Annotated in this window: 16 protein-coding genes and 1 pseudogene; 10 read left to right on the top strand and 7 right to left on the bottom strand. The window is 41.7% G+C overall.

The features are described 5' to 3' along the window. Window positions 1-98 precede the first annotated feature (98 nt). Window positions 99-530, top strand: coding sequence for a helix-turn-helix domain-containing protein (locus tag M2108_RS13690; protein ID WP_277469717.1), 432 nt, complete (start codon window positions 99-101; stop codon window positions 528-530). A gap of 116 nt (window positions 531-646) precedes the next feature. Here M2108_RS13690 and M2108_RS13685 read toward each other — a convergent pair whose 3' ends face one another. Next, window positions 647-892 (bottom strand): hypothetical protein, encoded by a 246-nt coding sequence (locus M2108_RS13685; RefSeq protein ID WP_277469718.1) that lies wholly within the window; start codon window positions 890-892, stop codon window positions 647-649. Window positions 893-995: 103 nt separating this feature from the next. Between M2108_RS13685 and M2108_RS13680 the strand changes: the two genes are divergently transcribed. Further along, complete coding sequence (locus M2108_RS13680; RefSeq protein ID WP_277469719.1) at window positions 996-2,474, top strand: recombinase family protein; 1,479 nt, start codon at window positions 996-998, stop codon at window positions 2,472-2,474. A gap of 62 nt (window positions 2,475-2,536) precedes the next feature. Here M2108_RS13680 and M2108_RS13675 read toward each other — a convergent pair whose 3' ends face one another. Next, window positions 2,537-2,998 carry a hypothetical protein gene (locus tag M2108_RS13675; RefSeq protein WP_277469720.1) on the bottom strand — a complete coding sequence of 154 codons (462 nt, stop codon included), beginning with the start codon at window positions 2,996-2,998 and terminating at the stop codon, window positions 2,537-2,539. Between the two features lie 47 nt (window positions 2,999-3,045). Then, on the bottom strand, window positions 3,046-3,435 hold the full coding sequence (locus M2108_RS13670; protein WP_277469721.1) for a hypothetical protein: 390 nt from the start codon (window positions 3,433-3,435) through the stop codon (window positions 3,046-3,048). Window positions 3,436-3,714: 279 nt separating this feature from the next. Here M2108_RS13670 and M2108_RS13665 point away from each other — a divergent pair, with 279 nt between their 5' ends. The 5 genes from M2108_RS13665 (at window position 3,715) to M2108_RS13645 (ending at window position 9,186) form a co-directional block, all read left to right on the top strand. After that, entirely contained in the window at window positions 3,715-5,313 is a 1,599-nt protein-coding gene (locus tag M2108_RS13665) for a hypothetical protein (RefSeq protein WP_277469722.1), read from the top strand. Window positions 5,314-5,539: 226 nt separating this feature from the next. Further along, on the top strand, window positions 5,540-6,052 hold the full coding sequence (locus tag M2108_RS13660) for a hypothetical protein (RefSeq protein ID WP_277469723.1): 513 nt from the start codon (window positions 5,540-5,542) through the stop codon (window positions 6,050-6,052). Further along, window positions 5,994-6,662, top strand: coding sequence for an HNH endonuclease (locus M2108_RS13655; RefSeq protein ID WP_280777063.1), 669 nt, complete (start codon window positions 5,994-5,996; stop codon window positions 6,660-6,662). Before M2108_RS13660 ends, M2108_RS13655 begins: the two co-directional genes overlap by 59 nt. Before the next feature lie 28 nt (window positions 6,663-6,690). Then, window positions 6,691-7,593: a GIY-YIG nuclease family protein gene (locus tag M2108_RS13650; RefSeq protein WP_277469725.1), complete on the top strand. Its 903-nt coding sequence runs from the start codon at window positions 6,691-6,693 to the stop codon at window positions 7,591-7,593. 552 nt (window positions 7,594-8,145) lie between these two features. Next, window positions 8,146-9,186 (top strand): hypothetical protein, encoded by a 1,041-nt coding sequence (locus M2108_RS13645; protein WP_277469726.1) that lies wholly within the window; start codon window positions 8,146-8,148, stop codon window positions 9,184-9,186. Between the two features lie 335 nt (window positions 9,187-9,521). Here the strand turns inward: M2108_RS13645 and M2108_RS13640 are convergent, their stop codons facing one another. Then, window positions 9,522-9,758, bottom strand: coding sequence for a hypothetical protein (locus M2108_RS13640; protein ID WP_277469727.1), 237 nt, complete (start codon window positions 9,756-9,758; stop codon window positions 9,522-9,524). A gap of 988 nt (window positions 9,759-10,746) precedes the next feature. On the opposite strand from M2108_RS13640, the gene M2108_RS13635 reads away from it, so the two are divergent. Further along, complete coding sequence (locus tag M2108_RS13635; protein ID WP_277469728.1) at window positions 10,747-11,895, top strand: hypothetical protein; 1,149 nt, start codon at window positions 10,747-10,749, stop codon at window positions 11,893-11,895. 190 nt (window positions 11,896-12,085) lie between these two features. On the opposite strand, the pseudogene M2108_RS13630 reads toward M2108_RS13635, so the two are convergent. After that, a pseudogene (locus M2108_RS13630) lies at window positions 12,086-12,913 on the bottom strand (SpoVR family protein); the annotation flags it as partial. A 60-nt stretch (window positions 12,914-12,973) separates the two neighbouring features. On the opposite strand from M2108_RS13630, the gene M2108_RS13625 reads away from it, so the two are divergent. Beyond that, complete coding sequence (locus M2108_RS13625) at window positions 12,974-13,417, top strand: hypothetical protein (protein WP_277469729.1); 444 nt, start codon at window positions 12,974-12,976, stop codon at window positions 13,415-13,417. A 691-nt stretch (window positions 13,418-14,108) separates the two neighbouring features. Then, the gene (locus M2108_RS13620) at window positions 14,109-14,675 is read left to right on the top strand and encodes a Uma2 family endonuclease (protein WP_277469730.1); all 567 of its coding nucleotides are present in this window, start codon (window positions 14,109-14,111) and stop codon (window positions 14,673-14,675) included. Between the two features lie 77 nt (window positions 14,676-14,752). On the opposite strand, the gene M2108_RS13615 is transcribed toward M2108_RS13620, so the two are convergent. After that, a complete protein-coding gene (locus tag M2108_RS13615; protein ID WP_277469731.1) occupies window positions 14,753-15,763 on the bottom strand; it encodes a bifunctional glycosyltransferase family 2/GtrA family protein in 1,011 nt (336 codons plus the stop codon). An 8-nt stretch (window positions 15,764-15,771) separates the two neighbouring features. After that, window positions 15,772-16,749, bottom strand: coding sequence for a phosphodiester glycosidase family protein (locus M2108_RS13610; RefSeq protein WP_277469732.1), 978 nt, complete (start codon window positions 16,747-16,749; stop codon window positions 15,772-15,774). Between the last annotated feature and the right edge of the window lie 195 nt (window positions 16,750-16,944).

The raw sequence follows: 16,944 nt of genomic DNA, 5'->3' as shown, positions 1-16,944 counted from the left end.
TCTCCAGGGCATTGGTCAACATGTTCGGCGATAAGCTGCTTCTTTAGCAGAGTGACGTATAGTTCCATCCATTTGCGAGCGGCAAGTGGGTCATGAATATGACTAATGGACGAAATTTGAAGCTCCGTGGTACGAGTTTTTTTGTGGTTCAAGGTGTTATTCCTCCTAAGGTGGTGATAAAGAAAATGAGCAATTTCGGACAACAGTTAAGGCAGATTAGACAGCAGAAGGGGTTCGGTCTGAACGAGTTTGCTAAAGAGATAGGGGTTTCACCCGCGTACTTAAGCAATCTGGAAACGGGAAAGACACAGACCATCCAGCTGGAAGTATTGAGTAAGCTGAATCAAGAACTACATATGATCATTAACGAGGATGTTGCCCAGAACGATCATACAGTGTGGCGTGCAGAGCGTATAGGTGGATTGCTGTTGGACTTGCATCGCACTAATCCGATAGCTACTGATTACTTGATGACGATGGTGGAACAAGGAGTGGAGCTATTCACAATGGGATCATCCGACACCCATTAAGCTCCCCCAAACTTTGGAAAAGTATTCATAATCATAAATGTCTGTTTATTATGGTGAATAAACGGACTACGATAAGGAAAGCCTAACCCCTGTAGATGGAGTTAGGCTTTTGGCGTTTAGTCGGTAATGTCTGAGGTTGGATTATTCTGCGCCATCGTTATTTGGTAGTTTGAAGGGTGATCTCTACCCAGCTTCTGTTGTAGCCAAATGTCTGCCGCTGCACGTTTTAGACGGATTTCAAAATCATTGAGGCGATTCAATAGAAGTTCTGAAAATGAGTGCTCTTGCAAGTCGGACATTAATGTGAAACTTTTCTGTTCGTCTTGATGTTCAATTGTAAAACGGACTTTGAGTTGTCCCATAACATCACCTCGATCTAATCTATGCTGCAAGGTCGCAGGGACAACCCTATGGAATAGCATATATAGAAGAGGACAGGCATAGGTATGGACAAGGGGGGAAGTCATGAGCGGAAAACAACGGAAAAATGAAGTATATGATATCCGTTCTGTGGCTTTGTATTGCCGGGTTTCTACCGATGAGCAAGCAAGAGAGGGCGTCTCACTGGATGAACAGCAGGAACGGTTAAAGGCTTATTGCCGCGCAATGGGCTGGACGGAGCAGGTTCAGCTTTTCATCGATGACGGTTATTCAGCTAAGAACTTGGATCGACCGGAGTTAAAAAGGTTGCTGCAGGCAGTAAAGAGCGGAAACGTATCTCGTATCATGGTCACCAAGCTCGATCGGATGAGTAGACGATTGTTAGATTTACTGAATCTAATTGACATGTTTCAAAATTGCGAGGTTTCCTTTGTATCCATTAGCGAATCTTTTGATACTAACACACCATCTGGTCGTCTTACGCTACAGGTTTTGGGAGCAGTTGCTGAGTTTGAACGGGAGCGTATTCGTGAACGTGTGTTTGAAAATATGTTTCACGCCGCCACTACTGGAAAATGGTTAACGCAAAGTCCGTATGGGTATGATCTATTGGACAAGTCCTTAGTTATTAATGATAAGGAAGCAGATATAGTAAGGCGGGTGTACGATTTGTACCTGAATGAAGGGCTCGGTTTTTATTCCATTGCAAAAAGATTAAATGAGGAAGGCATTCCATCCAGACAGAGGAAAGAGTGGTCCATTCGAGCAATTAAGTTGATGTTAACGAATCCCGCTTATAAAGGTACATTGGTCTGGAATCGGATAGATTCGAGCAAATCAAAGCGTAAAGACAAGGATGAATCGGAGTGGGTGAACGTGGAAGATTGTCTACCAGTCATTATTGAGAAGCCAATATGGGAAAGTGTGCAAAGACGAATGGGACAAACATCTATGGCTCCAAGAGCCCAGACAAGTCCGCACCTGTTGGGCGGTATGCTAAGATGTGGGAATTGTGGATCGGGTATGAGTATTGGCTTCTCAGGTTCTCCTAGTAAACGATATCGTGTTTATCGTTGTTCAGCGAATAAGAATAAAGGCACTTGTACGAGTAAGCAATATCGTGCCGATTTGGTTGAGGAATGGTTTAAAAATGGATTGCTACAGATCATTGGAGATACTTCCGGTATTTTGATGATCATGGCGAAGGAAGCGGCTGTAAAGTCGGATAGGGATCAACTTGAGCAAAAGGCAAACACTGCTAAAGCGCGGTATAAGCGGAAAATAGAAGCCTATACTTCTGGCTTAATTGAGCTGGACGATTTAAATGAGGAGAAGGCAAGATTAGATCAGATTTTATCGGGGCTTGAGAAGATGGATCATGGGGAAGTCGAATCGGTAGATTTGGGTCAGGTTCAGAAAGAGTTAAACGAAAAGGTAAACAATATCATTAGCGCTATAAATTTGCTACCAGTCGAACAAGCGAAAGGCATTATTCAAACGTTGATACAGCATGTGATCGTTCACGGGGATGAGGATATTGAAATTAAATTACAACCGCTATAAAGCTATACAATATCATTAAGAATGCCCCCGCCGGATATGGACGGGGGTTATGTTTATTCCTTTTACTTTTGAGGAGGTTCATCCCCGAGCATTTCATACAAACCCTCAGCGTCATCAGGTAGATCGTATTCCTGATTCTGCCCATCTTCTGCGTTATCATAAACATCAGTAAATAATTGTTGTTGCCCCCTGACAGACAGTATAGGTTCGTCTTTTCTTGGACGTCCTCTTTTACGGGGTGGGTCATCATGATCTTCTTTGCGTAATTTGCGCTGGGACAATAGGAGCAACTCTGCTTCTTTTTTGGCAAAATCCGTTTTTAATTGTTCAACTTCTAGTTTCTTCTCATATTCCATTCGCAATAGATCGATCTGATGCTGCTGCATTTGGCATTGTTGCTTGAGGGCTTGGTTATCTTCGGTTAGTCGCTGGATTGTGGAGGGATAGTCGGAAGATAGCCATTGAGTGCGTTCATGCTTCATCCTTTCGATTTCTGTTTCTTTTTCATGTAACGATTTCTTCAATGTTGTGCATAGTTCATCGAGAACGCTACTTTGTTTCTGTAATTCCGTCAGTTTTTTTTATGCTGATTTATCTGCTCTTCCGTTTCAATTAATTGAGATTCCAAATTCTTGCGGAATTGCTCGCTTTGCTGAAGTTGCTGCTGTATTTCGTCTGATGCTTTCGTCCATTCAGCTTCTTGATGTACCACTTCATCGGTTGTTTTCTTCATCATTTGTACGATGGTTTCTTGGACACGTGTTAGGTTCTGTACGATGTAGTCCAAGTCGCTGGCGTATCGTTTTGTACCGTCCTGTTGTTTTAAATGGTATAAGTCATAGTTGGAGAGCAGATGTTGGAACCATTCCTTGTGCGTATCAAAGTCTGAATCTTTTATGAATTGTTCGATCTTTTCCTTCAGTTCAGGCGTGACTTTTACTCCGAATGTTACATCTGGCATAGGATGTTCACTTCTCCTTGGATTGGTTAACTGAATAAGTCATGAATAGACTGGGGTTAACCGGTTTTTGAAGTTAACTGTGCAGTCAATTTTCCTCGTCATATGTATACGCTTGGAATTTCCAAATATGAAGGTTTTCAGGCGTCGATGTCGAATATTTCCTGTTAATCTATTACTAATGTACTAGAAAAATAAGATTTGAATTGATGAAATCATAGAGACTAATGAAGTGTCAGTATCGTGTTTAATATTATTAGGAATAAAGAAGGTGGTGTATGTATGTTTAAAAAAAATGAATCAACAAAAAGAAATATTGAAAATGTAATCCACCAAACTTACGCAAATTTAGATACATCATCATCTATAGAAGGAACGCAATATACAAAATATAATAATCCAAAAGGCGGAGGTGGCTTTTCAGCAGAAGATGCCAATGTACTAGCTGATCGTTTAAGAGGAAAAAAAGTTGATATAACAGGGATGAATAATGCTAAAAATGGAGCCGATCGAATTAGCAACAATGAAGCAATCCAAACTAAATATTATAATTCTGGAAAGGCATCAGTTAATGCTGCGTTTGATAATGAGACAGGTATGTATAAATATAAGGATCAGTTACTTGAAGTACCGAAGGATCAATTTGATGAAGCCTTATCCCAGTTAAGGGATAAGATCAGGGAAGGAAAGGTTCCTGGTGTAACTGATCCAGAACAAGCAAAGAAAATACTGAAACAAGGAAGCGTTACATATAAACAAGCGCGAAATATTGCAAAAGCGGGTAACATTGATTCTCTTTGGTTTGATATCAAATCACAAAGTGTTGTGTCCTCAAAAGCCGCGGGGATTAGTTTTATACTCCAGTATGCAAGTAACCGATGGAATGGTCAGGATCGAAAAACTTCTATGAAGGTATCACTATTAAGTGCTCTTCGAGTTGGTGGTGTGACCTTAAGTGTAGGGATAATTACTAGACAGTTTTTGAGAACAAGTATGGGTAGAAGTTTCACTGTTTTTACTACAACAATGTCGAAACAAATTGTTAACTCATTATATAAAGCGGATATTGGTAAGACGATTATACATAAGCTAGCATCGGCTATTCTAGGAAAAGAAGTTGCCGGTGCGGCAGCGAAATCAGTGTTAGCCAAATCATTGCGAACAAATGTATTAACTACAGCGATCACAACAGCCGTTTTCACTGTTCCTGATTTGTATCGTGCAACTATAAGTAAACGAATTTCTTGGACTCAGTTTTCAAAAAATGTGAGCGTCAATATTGCAGGCGCAGGAGCAGGTATGTTAGGAGGTTATGGTGGTACTTTAGGGGGAGTGAAAGTAGGAGCAGCGATAGGGAGTTTTTTTGCACCAGGTCCAGGTACAGCAATTGGTGCTGGAATAGGGGCTGTAGTAGGGGCAATAGCTGGTGGAATAACAGGAGGAACAGTCGGCGCACAAGGCACAAAAATGCTACTCGATCAATTTGTAGAGGACGATGCACAAAGAATGCTGGAACTTGTTCAAGATGTTATTGCTGAAGTGGCGGAAGATTTCTTATGTACAGAAGAAGAATTAGATTTAGTAGTGAAAAATCATATTGAGGGGATTATTACGCTTAAATGGTTGCAAGATATGTATGCATTGGGTAAAGATGCTTACGTTAAAGAAAAAGCTCAAAAAGCTTTTGCTTATCATGCATTCGAACCTTTCTTTGAAGAAATTATTAAGATTAGGGAATTTATTATAATACCGAGTGATCGCGAAATTAAACGAGCTCAGCGTAAGATGAAAAATACATTTTTCTTGCAATATTTGAGATATCAGATTTCTCGGTTGTTTGGTATGAAAACAGAATTCAAAGAACTTTTATCAGAAAAATAATAAATCCATTCATAAATTCGCTTGTTTAATATCGGAGAAATTCGACAAAATGCCTAGGTGGGATGAATTTGTAAAGAGTAGAGTCAATAGTAACAACAGGTATTTGAATCGATACGTCAATTCTGATACGGTTTTGACCTCTCGGATAACTGATGTAAGCAGTCCGCCAGCTGAGAAATGTATATTCTCGATGCAGTCAATTAATTAATGCAAGGGGCAGACAATAATGAATAGATTTGGTGCTGTGATTTGGAGCGAGTTGGTGAATTGCGTTCGGTCGAATAATAACATTGTTTACACGCTATCTCATCATAAGGCAAATGTAATAGAACAAGTAAGTGACGAAGGATTTTTAGTCACTACACAATCTGAGCCGCAGCTTGTTCGTAAAACATGGGTTGAGGATGCATGGAACGCTTTCGAAGAGAGGGCTTCTCTTAGAGCGAATGATATACCTGGGCATACAAGACACAGATCTTCTTTTATTATGGGGTTATTTTCCTTGTTGCCATCTGTGACAGTGTTAGATACGTCGCCTGTTACGATTAAGTGGACAGAGGAAACAGATAAGTTTGGCGCACCTGCAACATGGATATTTCAAGGCAATCCCAATAAATTTTATATCGATAGCTATTTAACCGATCGGCAATTCATTTGGTGGAGTCTGCGGCAGAAGCATTATGAGAAGGAAGTTCGAATCGGGGATATTGTATGGCATTGTTGCAAGGGGAGTAATTAATGGCTCGCCAATTATTCGTATAGATGAAGAAGCTAAGCAATATTGGAAGTCAACTGATTGGAATGTACCTGGACTGGGAGTTCCCATTGAACTGCTGGAGGTCAAAGTTTCAGATGGTTTTATACCAAGAACGGATATTAAACTCAATAAGGCACTAGAAAATTTATTAATATTACGAATGGCGAATCAGACGAATTACAAAGTAAGTGAAGTGCATGCAACCGAGCTGAACAAACTTTGGTGCGTATCAGACGTAGCGCATTTTGAGGAAGAAGAAGCGAAAATGTTTTCAGAAGGGAAGCGAGTTTATCGATTACATAGAACGATTGAACGCAATCCGAATTTAATAAGAGCAGCCAAAGAACTTTATAAGCAGAAGGATAAATACTTAAGTTGTATGGCATGCGGATTTTCTTTCATTAAGCAATATGGTCCTATTGGAGAGAATTATATTGAAGGACATCATACCGTTCCGATTTCGAGTATGGAGGACGTGTATCAGGCTAAGATTGAAGACATTGCACTGGTGTGTGCAAATTGTCATCGGATGCTTCACTGTAAGCGAGAATGGCTTAGAATGGATCAATTAAAAGAACTTTTGCAATCATAAATAATCGTGCATATCGAAGGAGTTCTCCATGGGAAAGAAATTAACGATTTACTTGATAGACGGTGCTGCTACCGGACCTAGAACAATCGAAATCGGTAACTGGTCGGGGAAAGCCGTATATGCTCATCGATCATCGTTATCTAAGATTATTGATCGTGATGAATTTGATCGCCCTGGCGTATACATACTGAAGTCCACGCCTAATAGTGATAATTTTAGTGAGCGTATTTACATTGGCGAAGCAGAAAATCTTAAGAATAGGTTGAAGCAGCATCTTGCTTCTTCAGAAAAAGACTTTGTTGAACTTGCAGTGTTCGTCAGTAAAGATGAAATGTTAACCAAGGCACATATAAAATACCTTGAAGCGAAAATCATTCGCTTAGCAAGAGAAGCCAAATCGGCAGAAATCGATAATGACAAAACTCCCGAGTTGACCACATTGCATGAAGCGGATCGATCAGACATGGAATACTACTTGGAGCAAATCAAATTGATTTTGCCGGTTGTTAATTTCATGTTCTTAGTTCCATCGGTATATACGCCAATTGACGATGTTTCGACCAAACATGCTCAAGCAATAGATGAGAAAGAGTATCTTTTGAAGAGCAAGTCAGCAGATGCACGTTTGATTGAAACGGAAGAGGGATTCGTTGTATTAGCAGGATCCCAATGTATTAAGCAAGTGCAAAGCTCATTCGCAAACGGATACCTTAAGCTCCGAGAAAAACTAATTGAGACTCAGGTTCTTGTGGATAATGGTAACTTCTACGTATTTAGAGAAAATGCAAAATTCTCGAGTATTAGTGCTGCAGCAGCTGTGATATTAGGACGATCTGCTGCAGGACCTATTGAATGGATCGACACCGACGGGGTTACGTACAAACAAAACCAGCAACTTAAGTTCAGTAGTAATGATCATCTCAAAAATTAGGATATTAGTGGGGCATTACAATCATCCATGTGATAGCAAAAATAATAAAGGATCTAAATAGAGTGCCAAGGTCTATTAGACGTTGGTGCTCCTGTGATTTAAGATTAATACTTGATAAAGTAACAGGATAAAATAGGTTTAACATCGAATAGACAAGTCAATGAAATCGGGAATATGTGACCAAAAAGGAGTCTTTTGATGTGGAAACGGATAAATCAAAGATGGATACGAACTCCAAGTTGATTAATGGATGGATTTATGGAATGATAATCAGAACATAGAAGGTAGCGAAGACCACTTCCTTGGTTCTATAGTGGTCATTAATCTTCAATATAATATTGATCAATTAGATTTTCTCTAAGGGGTATGCAAGGTAGTGGATTTGTGGATCGTGAATGGAATGTTTTAGATTCACGACATGTTTCAATAGAGACATTTTTTGAGAAGAATCTAAGGCACCTTACGATATTCAGGATGATTTTGGAAATTATTAAATGTGTAAAAGGTTGTCGCGATAAATGATATACACAATGCTTTAGGGGGAAATTGCTCATGGATGCAATGAAGCGCGCTTTTTTTGAAAGCTTCCGAAAACTAAGGAACCAATCTTTTTGGGAAGGCTGTTTTCATGCCGATCAGAACTGTAGTGAAAGGATAATTAAAGCTCATTCCATTCAAAATAATAAAATATTAAATAAAATCTCCGAAAACGGAGAAGTATTAATGTTTGGAAACGAGTTGGACGAATCTTTCGAATTAAAAGCCGTCATGAAGAAAGAAGGGAGAAAGAGAGCCACTACTTTCACGGGGTTTTGTGGTCATCACGATACAACGATTTTTAACCCAATTGAAAACCTTGATTATCAGATTGGCAATAAGCAACAAGAATTTTTATTTGCTTATCGAGCACTTGCTCACGAATATCATGCCAAGAAAAGTACTGCCGAAATTGCCAGAAAATCGCTCGAATTAATTAAGAAAGGTGAGTTCGTTGAGTTAAATAAAATATTTGAGCAACGTGGTGAGCCAAGTCAGGATCACATTCAGTTTATGAGGATAATGTTCGAAGCTTTTTTAGAAGGTTCGAAAGATGCGGAAGAACGCCTGGAAATAGCGAGAGTAAGAATGAATGGTTTTCTGGATTACGGGTATTTTGATGAACTCATCACTGAGGTAATTGAATTTCCTGAAGAATATCACATAGCTACTTCGGCGACAGTGATCATTGAAAAGGATCTTGAAGGAAATATAGTAAACGATTTAAATGATTTCCAAACCGCCCTTGCTCCGACATTCGTTACTGTTTTCCCTCAAAGTGGGAAGACATATGTACTGTTGAGTTATTTGAAACGAAATCAGAGAAGGTTTAAGTTTATAAAGAGCCAAATTCTAACAAAAAGTGTACCGGAGCAAAAAATCATTATTTCGAATTTGCTCATTTCTTACGTTGAAAATCTTGCGTTTTCTCCGATCAAGTGGAGGCAATTAGATGACTCAATGCAAAAAAAAATATCAGCGGCATTCTTAAATACGGCAACTCAATTAGATAAACCCTTACTTCTTGACAAAGATATCGATATCTTTGTTCTTTAAATCCCAATCCACCATAAACCATTCATAACGTATGCAATTACAACAGCCATTTGAAAAGGAGGAGAATCACTTCAATGGTGATGTGAGCAAATATCCACAAAATTCTCTGGCATGGTATCGTTATTTAGATAAAAAAAATCTAAATATTGTCTAAAAAGGAGATCATCGAAATAGTCGAATCGGTTTAATGATTAGGCTCCGGAATTAACCTGCCGTCGGACTAGATCAGCACGATGAAACTGAAGTGATTCTTTGTTTTCGCTGCGTTAAAGAGCAGAATAGTTGAAATATAAAAACAGCAACCACAAGGTTGCTGTTTTCATATCAAAAACCTTTTATGCGTTTTCTAAACGAGACAAAATCACAGACTCAATATATTTTCCTATATCAAGGTCGTTATTGCTTGCTATTTCCTTAAGAATCTCAGTCCATGAGATAGTTACATTTATTGTATCGATTGTTGCATTCCAGGAATTTGGGGTTTCATCTTCATTGCGAATAAAACTGACATTTATACTTTTATTTTCAAGTCGATAGAGAACATTACTATTTGCATCGTGGATACGGTCCATTAGATCACCAGCTTTATGATTGCGTCAGTTAGACTAATTGTATAGTATAATTTCAATATAAAATATTACTTGCTATGAATTTTGAAGAGAAAGAAATTGAACTTTTAGAAGCACAAAAAAAGTTAAGTCATATGTTAGCTGAATTTAAAGTTGGTTTTGCTTAAAGTAATAAACCATACGTTTATAAGAACGAAGAAGTTCAAATGCCGACTTACCGGGTGTCGTGTTTTTCTGAGTAAAGTTTACCGGATAAAATATCGAGAGATTTTTGTACAAGTTCATTGATTTTGACGCCATGTTTAGTGTCTTGCCTGGAAGAATGGAAAGTCGATTAATATAAATACATTCCTAACTCGGATACCTCAAATGGATACTTGAACTTTGTGCACGAAGCTCGATTTTCGACGAAAGAACGGAGATGCTGATTTGCAACGTCTTTATATACGATAAATCTCCTTTCAATCGCTTTCGTGTGATATCCATCTTTAAAATCATACTCTCCGAGAAACCCACCGTGGATTGCATCTCCTTCAACGATTAGTCCCAAGTCGTCGCCTACATTAATTGTATTTACGAAGCATTTGATATTTCCTAGATTCCTATTTAGGCTATGACCACTATAGCCAAATGGCACGGCAGCCAGCTTACTTCGAAAATCGTCTTTGGTCGCTTCAGTCAAATTCCCGGTTCCTTCCCATCCAAATTCAACTCTGCCGATTTTACGATTACACAACATCTCACGAATTCTGCTGCACCTCCTGGCTTCGATTATTCTGAAAAATATTCATCGCTTCATCATTCATTCGTGACAGTGACCGTATACTTATTGCGATTATTGATAATTTCTTTGATTCGCAAATACCTTTTATTTAGTTTGAATATTGCTTAGTGAAAAACATACCATTGGACTACCACCGGTACCGTTGCTTCACTGAGTATTTAATAATGAAGGTGGTATAATAAAACAAAGATTGTCTGGGGGTGGAGTATGCAGCAGCGGGTATCTGTTACATATGAAGATTTTTATAAGAAGGTCATGGAATTTAATAAAGACGATTTCGCCGAATTTTGCCATAGGTATCAGAAAATTTTTTACCGTTTCTTTCGAGCAACAAAGGCAATCGGTCCGTTGGGTGATCTGAGTAACGATGGCATAATAACACCTGATAAAAGATTGGCTTGTTACGGCTTTTTTATTGATACTGTAGATAAAGATGGCGGGGTTGCAAATAAGCTGAAAGATGATTTTGACAACATGATGAAAAGGCACTCCGGAACCCGATGCATGGTTTTTATGACTAAAACCGATGGAATAGGACCTAAAACACAAAGGATGCTAGAGAAACTCACAAGCAGGAAATATCAGGAAATGCAAATTAAAGAACGATTCCCGGATGATTATGAGAAGAGAATAAAAAATTATCGAACAAAACGAATAGAATACGTAGATATCAAGGACATGTTTGATCGGCTTCGAGATATTAAAAGGGGAGAAACCTGGCAATACCTTCTTAACCACGATCTTTGGGTTGAACCACCTATGGCTTTACCTGACAAGCAATTAGATGACCCTGCATTTATGGCAGAATGGCTGTCAGTAGCAGTTAAACGGTTTGACAATCCAGAAGCCCCTGTATTCTTGAAACATGAAGAGTTGAAAAAATTAAAAGATTGCCTAAAAGATAAAATGGAACGGGATTTAAGAAAATATGAAGTTGATTCATACGAGAAGGTTCCATATGTTTCTTGGTTACTTCTTGGAATTTCTACACCTATTAGTGAAGCTAGTATTGGATTTTCACCTTCATTTGAGGTACCAAAGGCATTTTGGGAAGGTGATGCTGAGGTACTACACATGGAATTGACTCCTATAATGTTACTGGATATTGTTGAGAAAATGATGTATTTGCTTAAGCGATCACGATCAAGTACACTCTTTGTTAATACTGATCCTTTATTTACTGATTTGTTTTTACAAGCACATTCTATAGTAGAATCTTCGTATAAATATTTCTTTGAAGGTGCAGAAATTGATTTTCCACATAAATATTATGTAAGAAAGAAGTGGCAGGAAGTATTTGCTACGTTAGTTAGAGAAGACGATGGGACGATTCAAACAAATGTAACAAGTCAGTAAAATCGCCAGGTTCGGTATTAGTGATTGTTTCCTCAATAATTAAGTATAAAAAACGCCGACGTTGAAACTGTTCGGCGTTTTTTCCTGAACTTTGTTTAATATTTTCCAATTACACATTAATCTACAATTGTCTATAATGGGGCAAACTTTGTCTCCGGAAAGGGGCTAAGGATTAAGCACCTTAGCTAACCGAAGCCCAGCCTTCGTTCATGATCTTCGTCTCCATCTGCGGCCAGAAATAGAGCATCTCGTCGCGCAGCATGGTCATAATATCGCGCTGCCAATCCTCCAGAGTGGTCGAATACTGCTGGATGAACCAGACGATATCCTTTTCCGGCTCAGGCGGGAAGGCCCGTTTGGCGGCGGCATCCGGCTCCTGCGGACCGGCTTTGGCCTGATCGAGCTTCCACAGCTCGCTGTAGGCATTGTCCTCAGCGGGCTTGCCGGCCTGTGCGTCCTTGTTGGCTCTCATCTTGGCTTCCAGCAGATCGGTTTTGCCGAGCTTGCGCGGCTGGATCAGGCTGGGGTCGATGTGCTCCTGAATCGCCAGCACCGAGTCGATGAACCGCTCCACCCGGTCAATGCCGTAGGTCACCGAATAACCGGCGATCCGGTCGGCTGTGGCAGACATGCTCTCGACCATATCGCGGTTGGACATGGAGAAGCGCATATTATTTTTGAAAAAATCGCAATGGGCAAGCACGTGGGCGACGATCAGCTTGTTCTGGATCAGGGAATTGCCGTCCAGCAGAAAGGCGTAGCAGGGATTGGAGTTAATCACGAGCTCGTAAATTTTGCTGAGTCCGAAGTCGTATTGTGATTTCATTTTATGAAAGGTTTTTCCGAAGCTCCAGTGCCCGAACCGGGTAGGCATCCCGTAGGCCCCGAAGGTGTAAATAATATCGGCAGGACATATTTCATACCGCATCGGGTAAAAATCCAGCCCGAACCCGGTAGCAATCTCCGTAATCTCGGCAATCGACCGCTCCAGCGCCTTGATTTCATCTTCACTTGGCATGATTCTACTCTCCCTCCGGCTTGCAGTTCTTTTTATGTATATGGGCGGGAGGGGAAGAGTATGATGGCGGGGCTCCTGGACATGAGATTTATACAGTATATGAAGGATTTTCCTGCAACGATGGAGAAGGTTAGCTCATCGCTATGTATAGGGAGGAACTTACATGGATGTCTCCTAAGCGATAAGGAACAGGAGGATAGGATTAAGCTTGACTTCGCCAATCAAGTACTACTTCAGATTGATGTGTTAATTAAGTATGATCAGCAGGTAAGCGAGGAGTATTTGGCATATGTTCAAGAATCATTTGCAGAAGCAGCTTCAACTTATACGGCAGTGGATATAGATATTGTTGAGTACGTTTCCAAATTAATATATCTATCGCTGTCTCCCAGTGAAGCCAAATCGTTATTTTATTATCTCAAGCAACATGAAGGCGAACTCGAAGATTACGTGCAGCTCCAAAAATATATGGTGCAATCCGTGAACCGCTGCAACTCTACATAACCGAACTCCAGGAGCTGTTCCATGCAAAAGGTTTAGATTTTCGTTTTGAGCTTCTGTGCAATGAAGACTTCAAGGAGAAAATCTTCAATGTGGTTACAGCCTTATCCAATTCTGTCTCAGATACTTCAGAGCTGTTTATGCGAAGTGATTTTAAAGGATCTGAGGAAATAAAAATTGGTGCTTTGGTTAGATCTAGTTTTGAGCGACTGATTGCAGCGACTGGACTACTCGAAGAAAACATTTAATCTCAATTATCCTTTTATGAAAAAAGTGGATTATTGGTACGAGAAGCCTAGCAGAAGTTATTTCGATGCCTGGCTAAGACGTATAGATGAAACCAATGTAGGGGACTCAATTTGAGTCCTCAGCCTAATCTTTTTCTTCGGCCGAATGGATAACAAGCTTCGCCAAATCCAGCACAATATTAGCCTAGTATGAGATGCCCCTGTATCGATGACAAGCTTGTCTAAGGTCAGAGTTTGGTGTTGCCTTCGGTATGTGACGCAAGGATTTGCAGCTTAACGTATTGATTGGGATAAATCTTCCGAACTTCTTCCCATTGCATAGCTGGCACCTCCAGTTGGGTTTGTCCTTTTATTGTATCAGATTATTGACCATCAAAAATTAGCTCCTACTGTTTACCCATGGTACAATTAGTAAAAACTCATAAACAAAAAGGAGGCCGAACATAGTGTCAAATCCGGTTGAAAAGAAAGTCTATTCCTATGAAGATTGGCTGACATGGGAAGGGAATTGGGAGCTAATCAATGGTACAGCTTACAATATGTCTCCTGCTCCGACGTCGTTGCATCAGTTTATTGTAGGAGAACTTCATTTTGCGCTGCGAACCTTTTTTCAGAACCGGAGCTGTTATGTGTTCGTGGCTCCTTTTGATGTGTTTTTTAGTGAAAGTGGAGAATATCAGTCACCCGACCATATCATTCAACCCGATCTTTCGGTCATTTGTTCCAAGGACAAGGTTTCAAAAAACGGCTGTAACGGCGCTCCAACTATGATCATTGAAGTGCTGTCACCCTCTACCGCACTCAAGGATTTTAATGAGAAGTTTAACTTGTATCAGAAGCATGGAGTACAGGAATACTGGATTGTTGATCCTGGAAACCGGACTGTTCACGTGTATACTATGGAAGATGGCAGCTACACGATACGTAATTTATATATAGAGCCGGAAATGATACAATCCGTTATCTTCAAAGAATTACAAATTCAAACGGGCACTTTATTCAGTATAGAATAAATTAAGCCTAACAGTAAGAGCAGCACACCTCCCGTTACACAGGAGCTGTGCTGCTCTTTGCATTCGATCACGCAACCTCAATACACAAACCGCCGCTGCGCCCAGTAGCTGAACACGAAGATCGACACCTCGGTCAGAATCTTGGCAACTGCCAGCGGGATGATCAGCTGCTCGCTGTAGAAGTAGAGCAGGCCGTAGTTGAACAGCAGCACAAGAACGACGAGTGAGAAGTATTTCGGGAGCGACTGGAGGCGCGAACGCTTGCCGCCGCTGAAGACAAATCTCCGGTTCACGGAATAATTAAAGATCGAGCTGCACAGTCTCGCGGCGACTACGGACAGGAACAGATTGTGGGTCAGGCGCTGGAACAGGAACAGCAGCACGAAGTCGATCAGCGCCGACAGCAGCGATGAGGTGCTGAACATCAGGATCGGCAGATAGATCCGGATGGAATCGGCGAGCGGGCGGAAATGTGACGATTTGTTGTGGTCCAGATACACGGTATCAATGAATTCCTCGGTGATGTCGTAGCCCTCCTTGCGGGCGGTCAGCAACATGTTCATTTCGTACTCGAACCGGTCGCCGGGAATCCCGCCCAGCCAGTCCAGCATGGACGGAGGGAAACCTCGCAGTCCGGTCTGGGTATCGTAGACTTTGCTGCCGGTAGTGAGGGCGAATACTCCGCGGGTCACGGAGTTGCCGAAGCGGCTGCGCAGCGGAACCTTACCGCTGAAGCGGCGGCTGCCCAGCACGATTCCGGGCTTGTTTTGGCTATGCAGCAGCTCTACGACCCGCTTAATATCATGAGGCAGATGCTGCCCGTCACTGTCAGCGCAGACTACGTAGCCGGGCAAGTCATTATCCTGAATGTAGCGGAATCCGGTTTTGAGCGCACGGCCCTTGCCATAATTGACGGGATGCGTCAGTACCGTGCAGCCGAACGCTTCAGCCGTCTGGAACAGTCCCCGGTAAGCGTGGCCGCTGCCGTCGTCCACAATGAGAATCGGGCCAAGCCCGTAATCCTGCAGCTTAATAATCAGGTCAAGCAGCCGGTCGTCAGGTTCATATGCAGGAATTAGTATAGTCATAATCGTGGTCACTCCTTAATGTAAAGTATGTCACTGACGCCGCGCTCCTGGTTTTTACCCTGCGGATTGTTGACCACCCGGCCCATGAAGTACATGGTCGAGGAGCCGCCGCCGTCGAGATTGTAGGCTTCGGTTGCCCCGAGATCCTGCATCAGCTCCGCAAGCTCGGTCAGGGTCATACCGCGGCTGTAGCCTTCATTGCGCCCGTCAACGACTACGAACACATAATGGTTCGGGGCAATCATACCGATGGCCGTGCGCGGATTGGCGTTCTGGATCGAGCGGTTACCGAAGTTGGTGTCGATTTTGACACTGCTGAAATCACTGGTGATTTGCCCGTCCTGAATCAGAATCGGTCCGAATGACAGCGTGTTGGTCACTCCCTGCGCCAGCAGCTCATCGGAGGACACCTCCTCCTCGTTATAGGTTTGCATCGTACCGTCCTCGAACAGCGCCATCGCATCACGTACCGGATCATCGCGGTACACCGTACCGTTGCGGATAATCACACCGTCCTCGCGGAAGCCGTAATAATCACCGTTAATCGCAAAAATCGCATCATTACTGGAAGCTATCTCCGAAGTCGCCTCGGTAATATTGGTACCAAAGCTGTTATCGGCAAAAGCGGACTTCAGGCTGCTTGCATCCTTTAACACGACATCCGCCACAAAATAGGTGATCTTGTCTGATCCGGACCCGGTCTGAGCCTGGTCGATCTTGATCTGAATGTCATCGCTGCTGTAGCTCCAGTCATCGGATGTGGCATTAACCTCAGCAGAAGAGGATGCAGTCTCGGCACTTCCGGTTGTATTATTGCTGTCTGCCGTTCCGGCGGCTTCATCGGCCACCACGACCTCAACATGCTCGATCAAGTAACGGTCAGCCAGCTTATACACCACTCCGCCGATTACCAGGATTACGGCCAGAATCACGGTTCCTAGCTTTTGCTTAAAGCTCAGGGATTTCTTTTTGTCAATCTGTATCATTACAGCATCACCTCTACGTGTAAGTTGTTAAGCAGGATGATACGCGCCTTACCTTTAGTGAACCTGAAATGAAAGACAGGGATGGACAAGGAAGATTCTGCTAGTCTGCAAGTTTCGGTAATGGGGTAGTAAGAGCCGCAGCGGCTTGGTATACTCAAACAATAGACAAACTTTTCCAGAGCGGATAAGGAGGCA

Source organism: Paenibacillus sp. PastM-3 (genome assembly GCF_029893965.1).
GTDB lineage: Bacteria > Bacillota > Bacilli > Paenibacillales > Paenibacillaceae > Paenibacillus_AQ.
The sequence above is the reverse complement of the archived record's forward strand: the minus strand, read 5'-3'. Positions and strand labels throughout refer to the sequence as shown.

Bases quoted from the DNA above. Each gene is read 5' to 3' on its own strand.
- M2108_RS13690 (WP_277469717.1), top strand. From the start codon at position 99: ATGACTAATGGACGAAATTTGAAGCTCCGTGGTACGAGTTTTTTTGTG.
- M2108_RS13685 (WP_277469718.1), bottom strand. From the start codon at position 892: ATGGGACAACTCAAAGTCCGTTTTACAATTGAACATCAAGACGAACAG.
- M2108_RS13680 (WP_277469719.1), top strand. From the start codon at position 996: ATGAGCGGAAAACAACGGAAAAATGAAGTATATGATATCCGTTCTGTG.
- M2108_RS13670 (WP_277469721.1), bottom strand. From the start codon at position 3,435: ATGCCAGATGTAACATTCGGAGTAAAAGTCACGCCTGAACTGAAGGAA.
- M2108_RS13665 (WP_277469722.1), top strand. From the start codon at position 3,715: ATGTTTAAAAAAAATGAATCAACAAAAAGAAATATTGAAAATGTAATC.
- M2108_RS13660 (WP_277469723.1), top strand. From the start codon at position 5,540: ATGAATAGATTTGGTGCTGTGATTTGGAGCGAGTTGGTGAATTGCGTT.
- M2108_RS13655 (WP_280777063.1), top strand. From the start codon at position 5,994: ATGAGAAGGAAGTTCGAATCGGGGATATTGTATGGCATTGTTGCAAGG.
- M2108_RS13650 (WP_277469725.1), top strand. From the start codon at position 6,691: ATGGGAAAGAAATTAACGATTTACTTGATAGACGGTGCTGCTACCGGA.
- M2108_RS13645 (WP_277469726.1), top strand. From the start codon at position 8,146: ATGGATGCAATGAAGCGCGCTTTTTTTGAAAGCTTCCGAAAACTAAGG.
- M2108_RS13640 (WP_277469727.1), bottom strand. From the start codon at position 9,758: ATGGACCGTATCCACGATGCAAATAGTAATGTTCTCTATCGACTTGAA.
- M2108_RS13635 (WP_277469728.1), top strand. From the start codon at position 10,747: ATGCAGCAGCGGGTATCTGTTACATATGAAGATTTTTATAAGAAGGTC.
- M2108_RS13625 (WP_277469729.1), top strand. From the start codon at position 12,974: ATGATGGCGGGGCTCCTGGACATGAGATTTATACAGTATATGAAGGAT.
- M2108_RS13615 (WP_277469731.1), bottom strand. From the start codon at position 15,763: ATGACTATACTAATTCCTGCATATGAACCTGACGACCGGCTGCTTGAC.
- M2108_RS13610 (WP_277469732.1), bottom strand. From the start codon at position 16,749: ATGATACAGATTGACAAAAAGAAATCCCTGAGCTTTAAGCAAAAGCTA.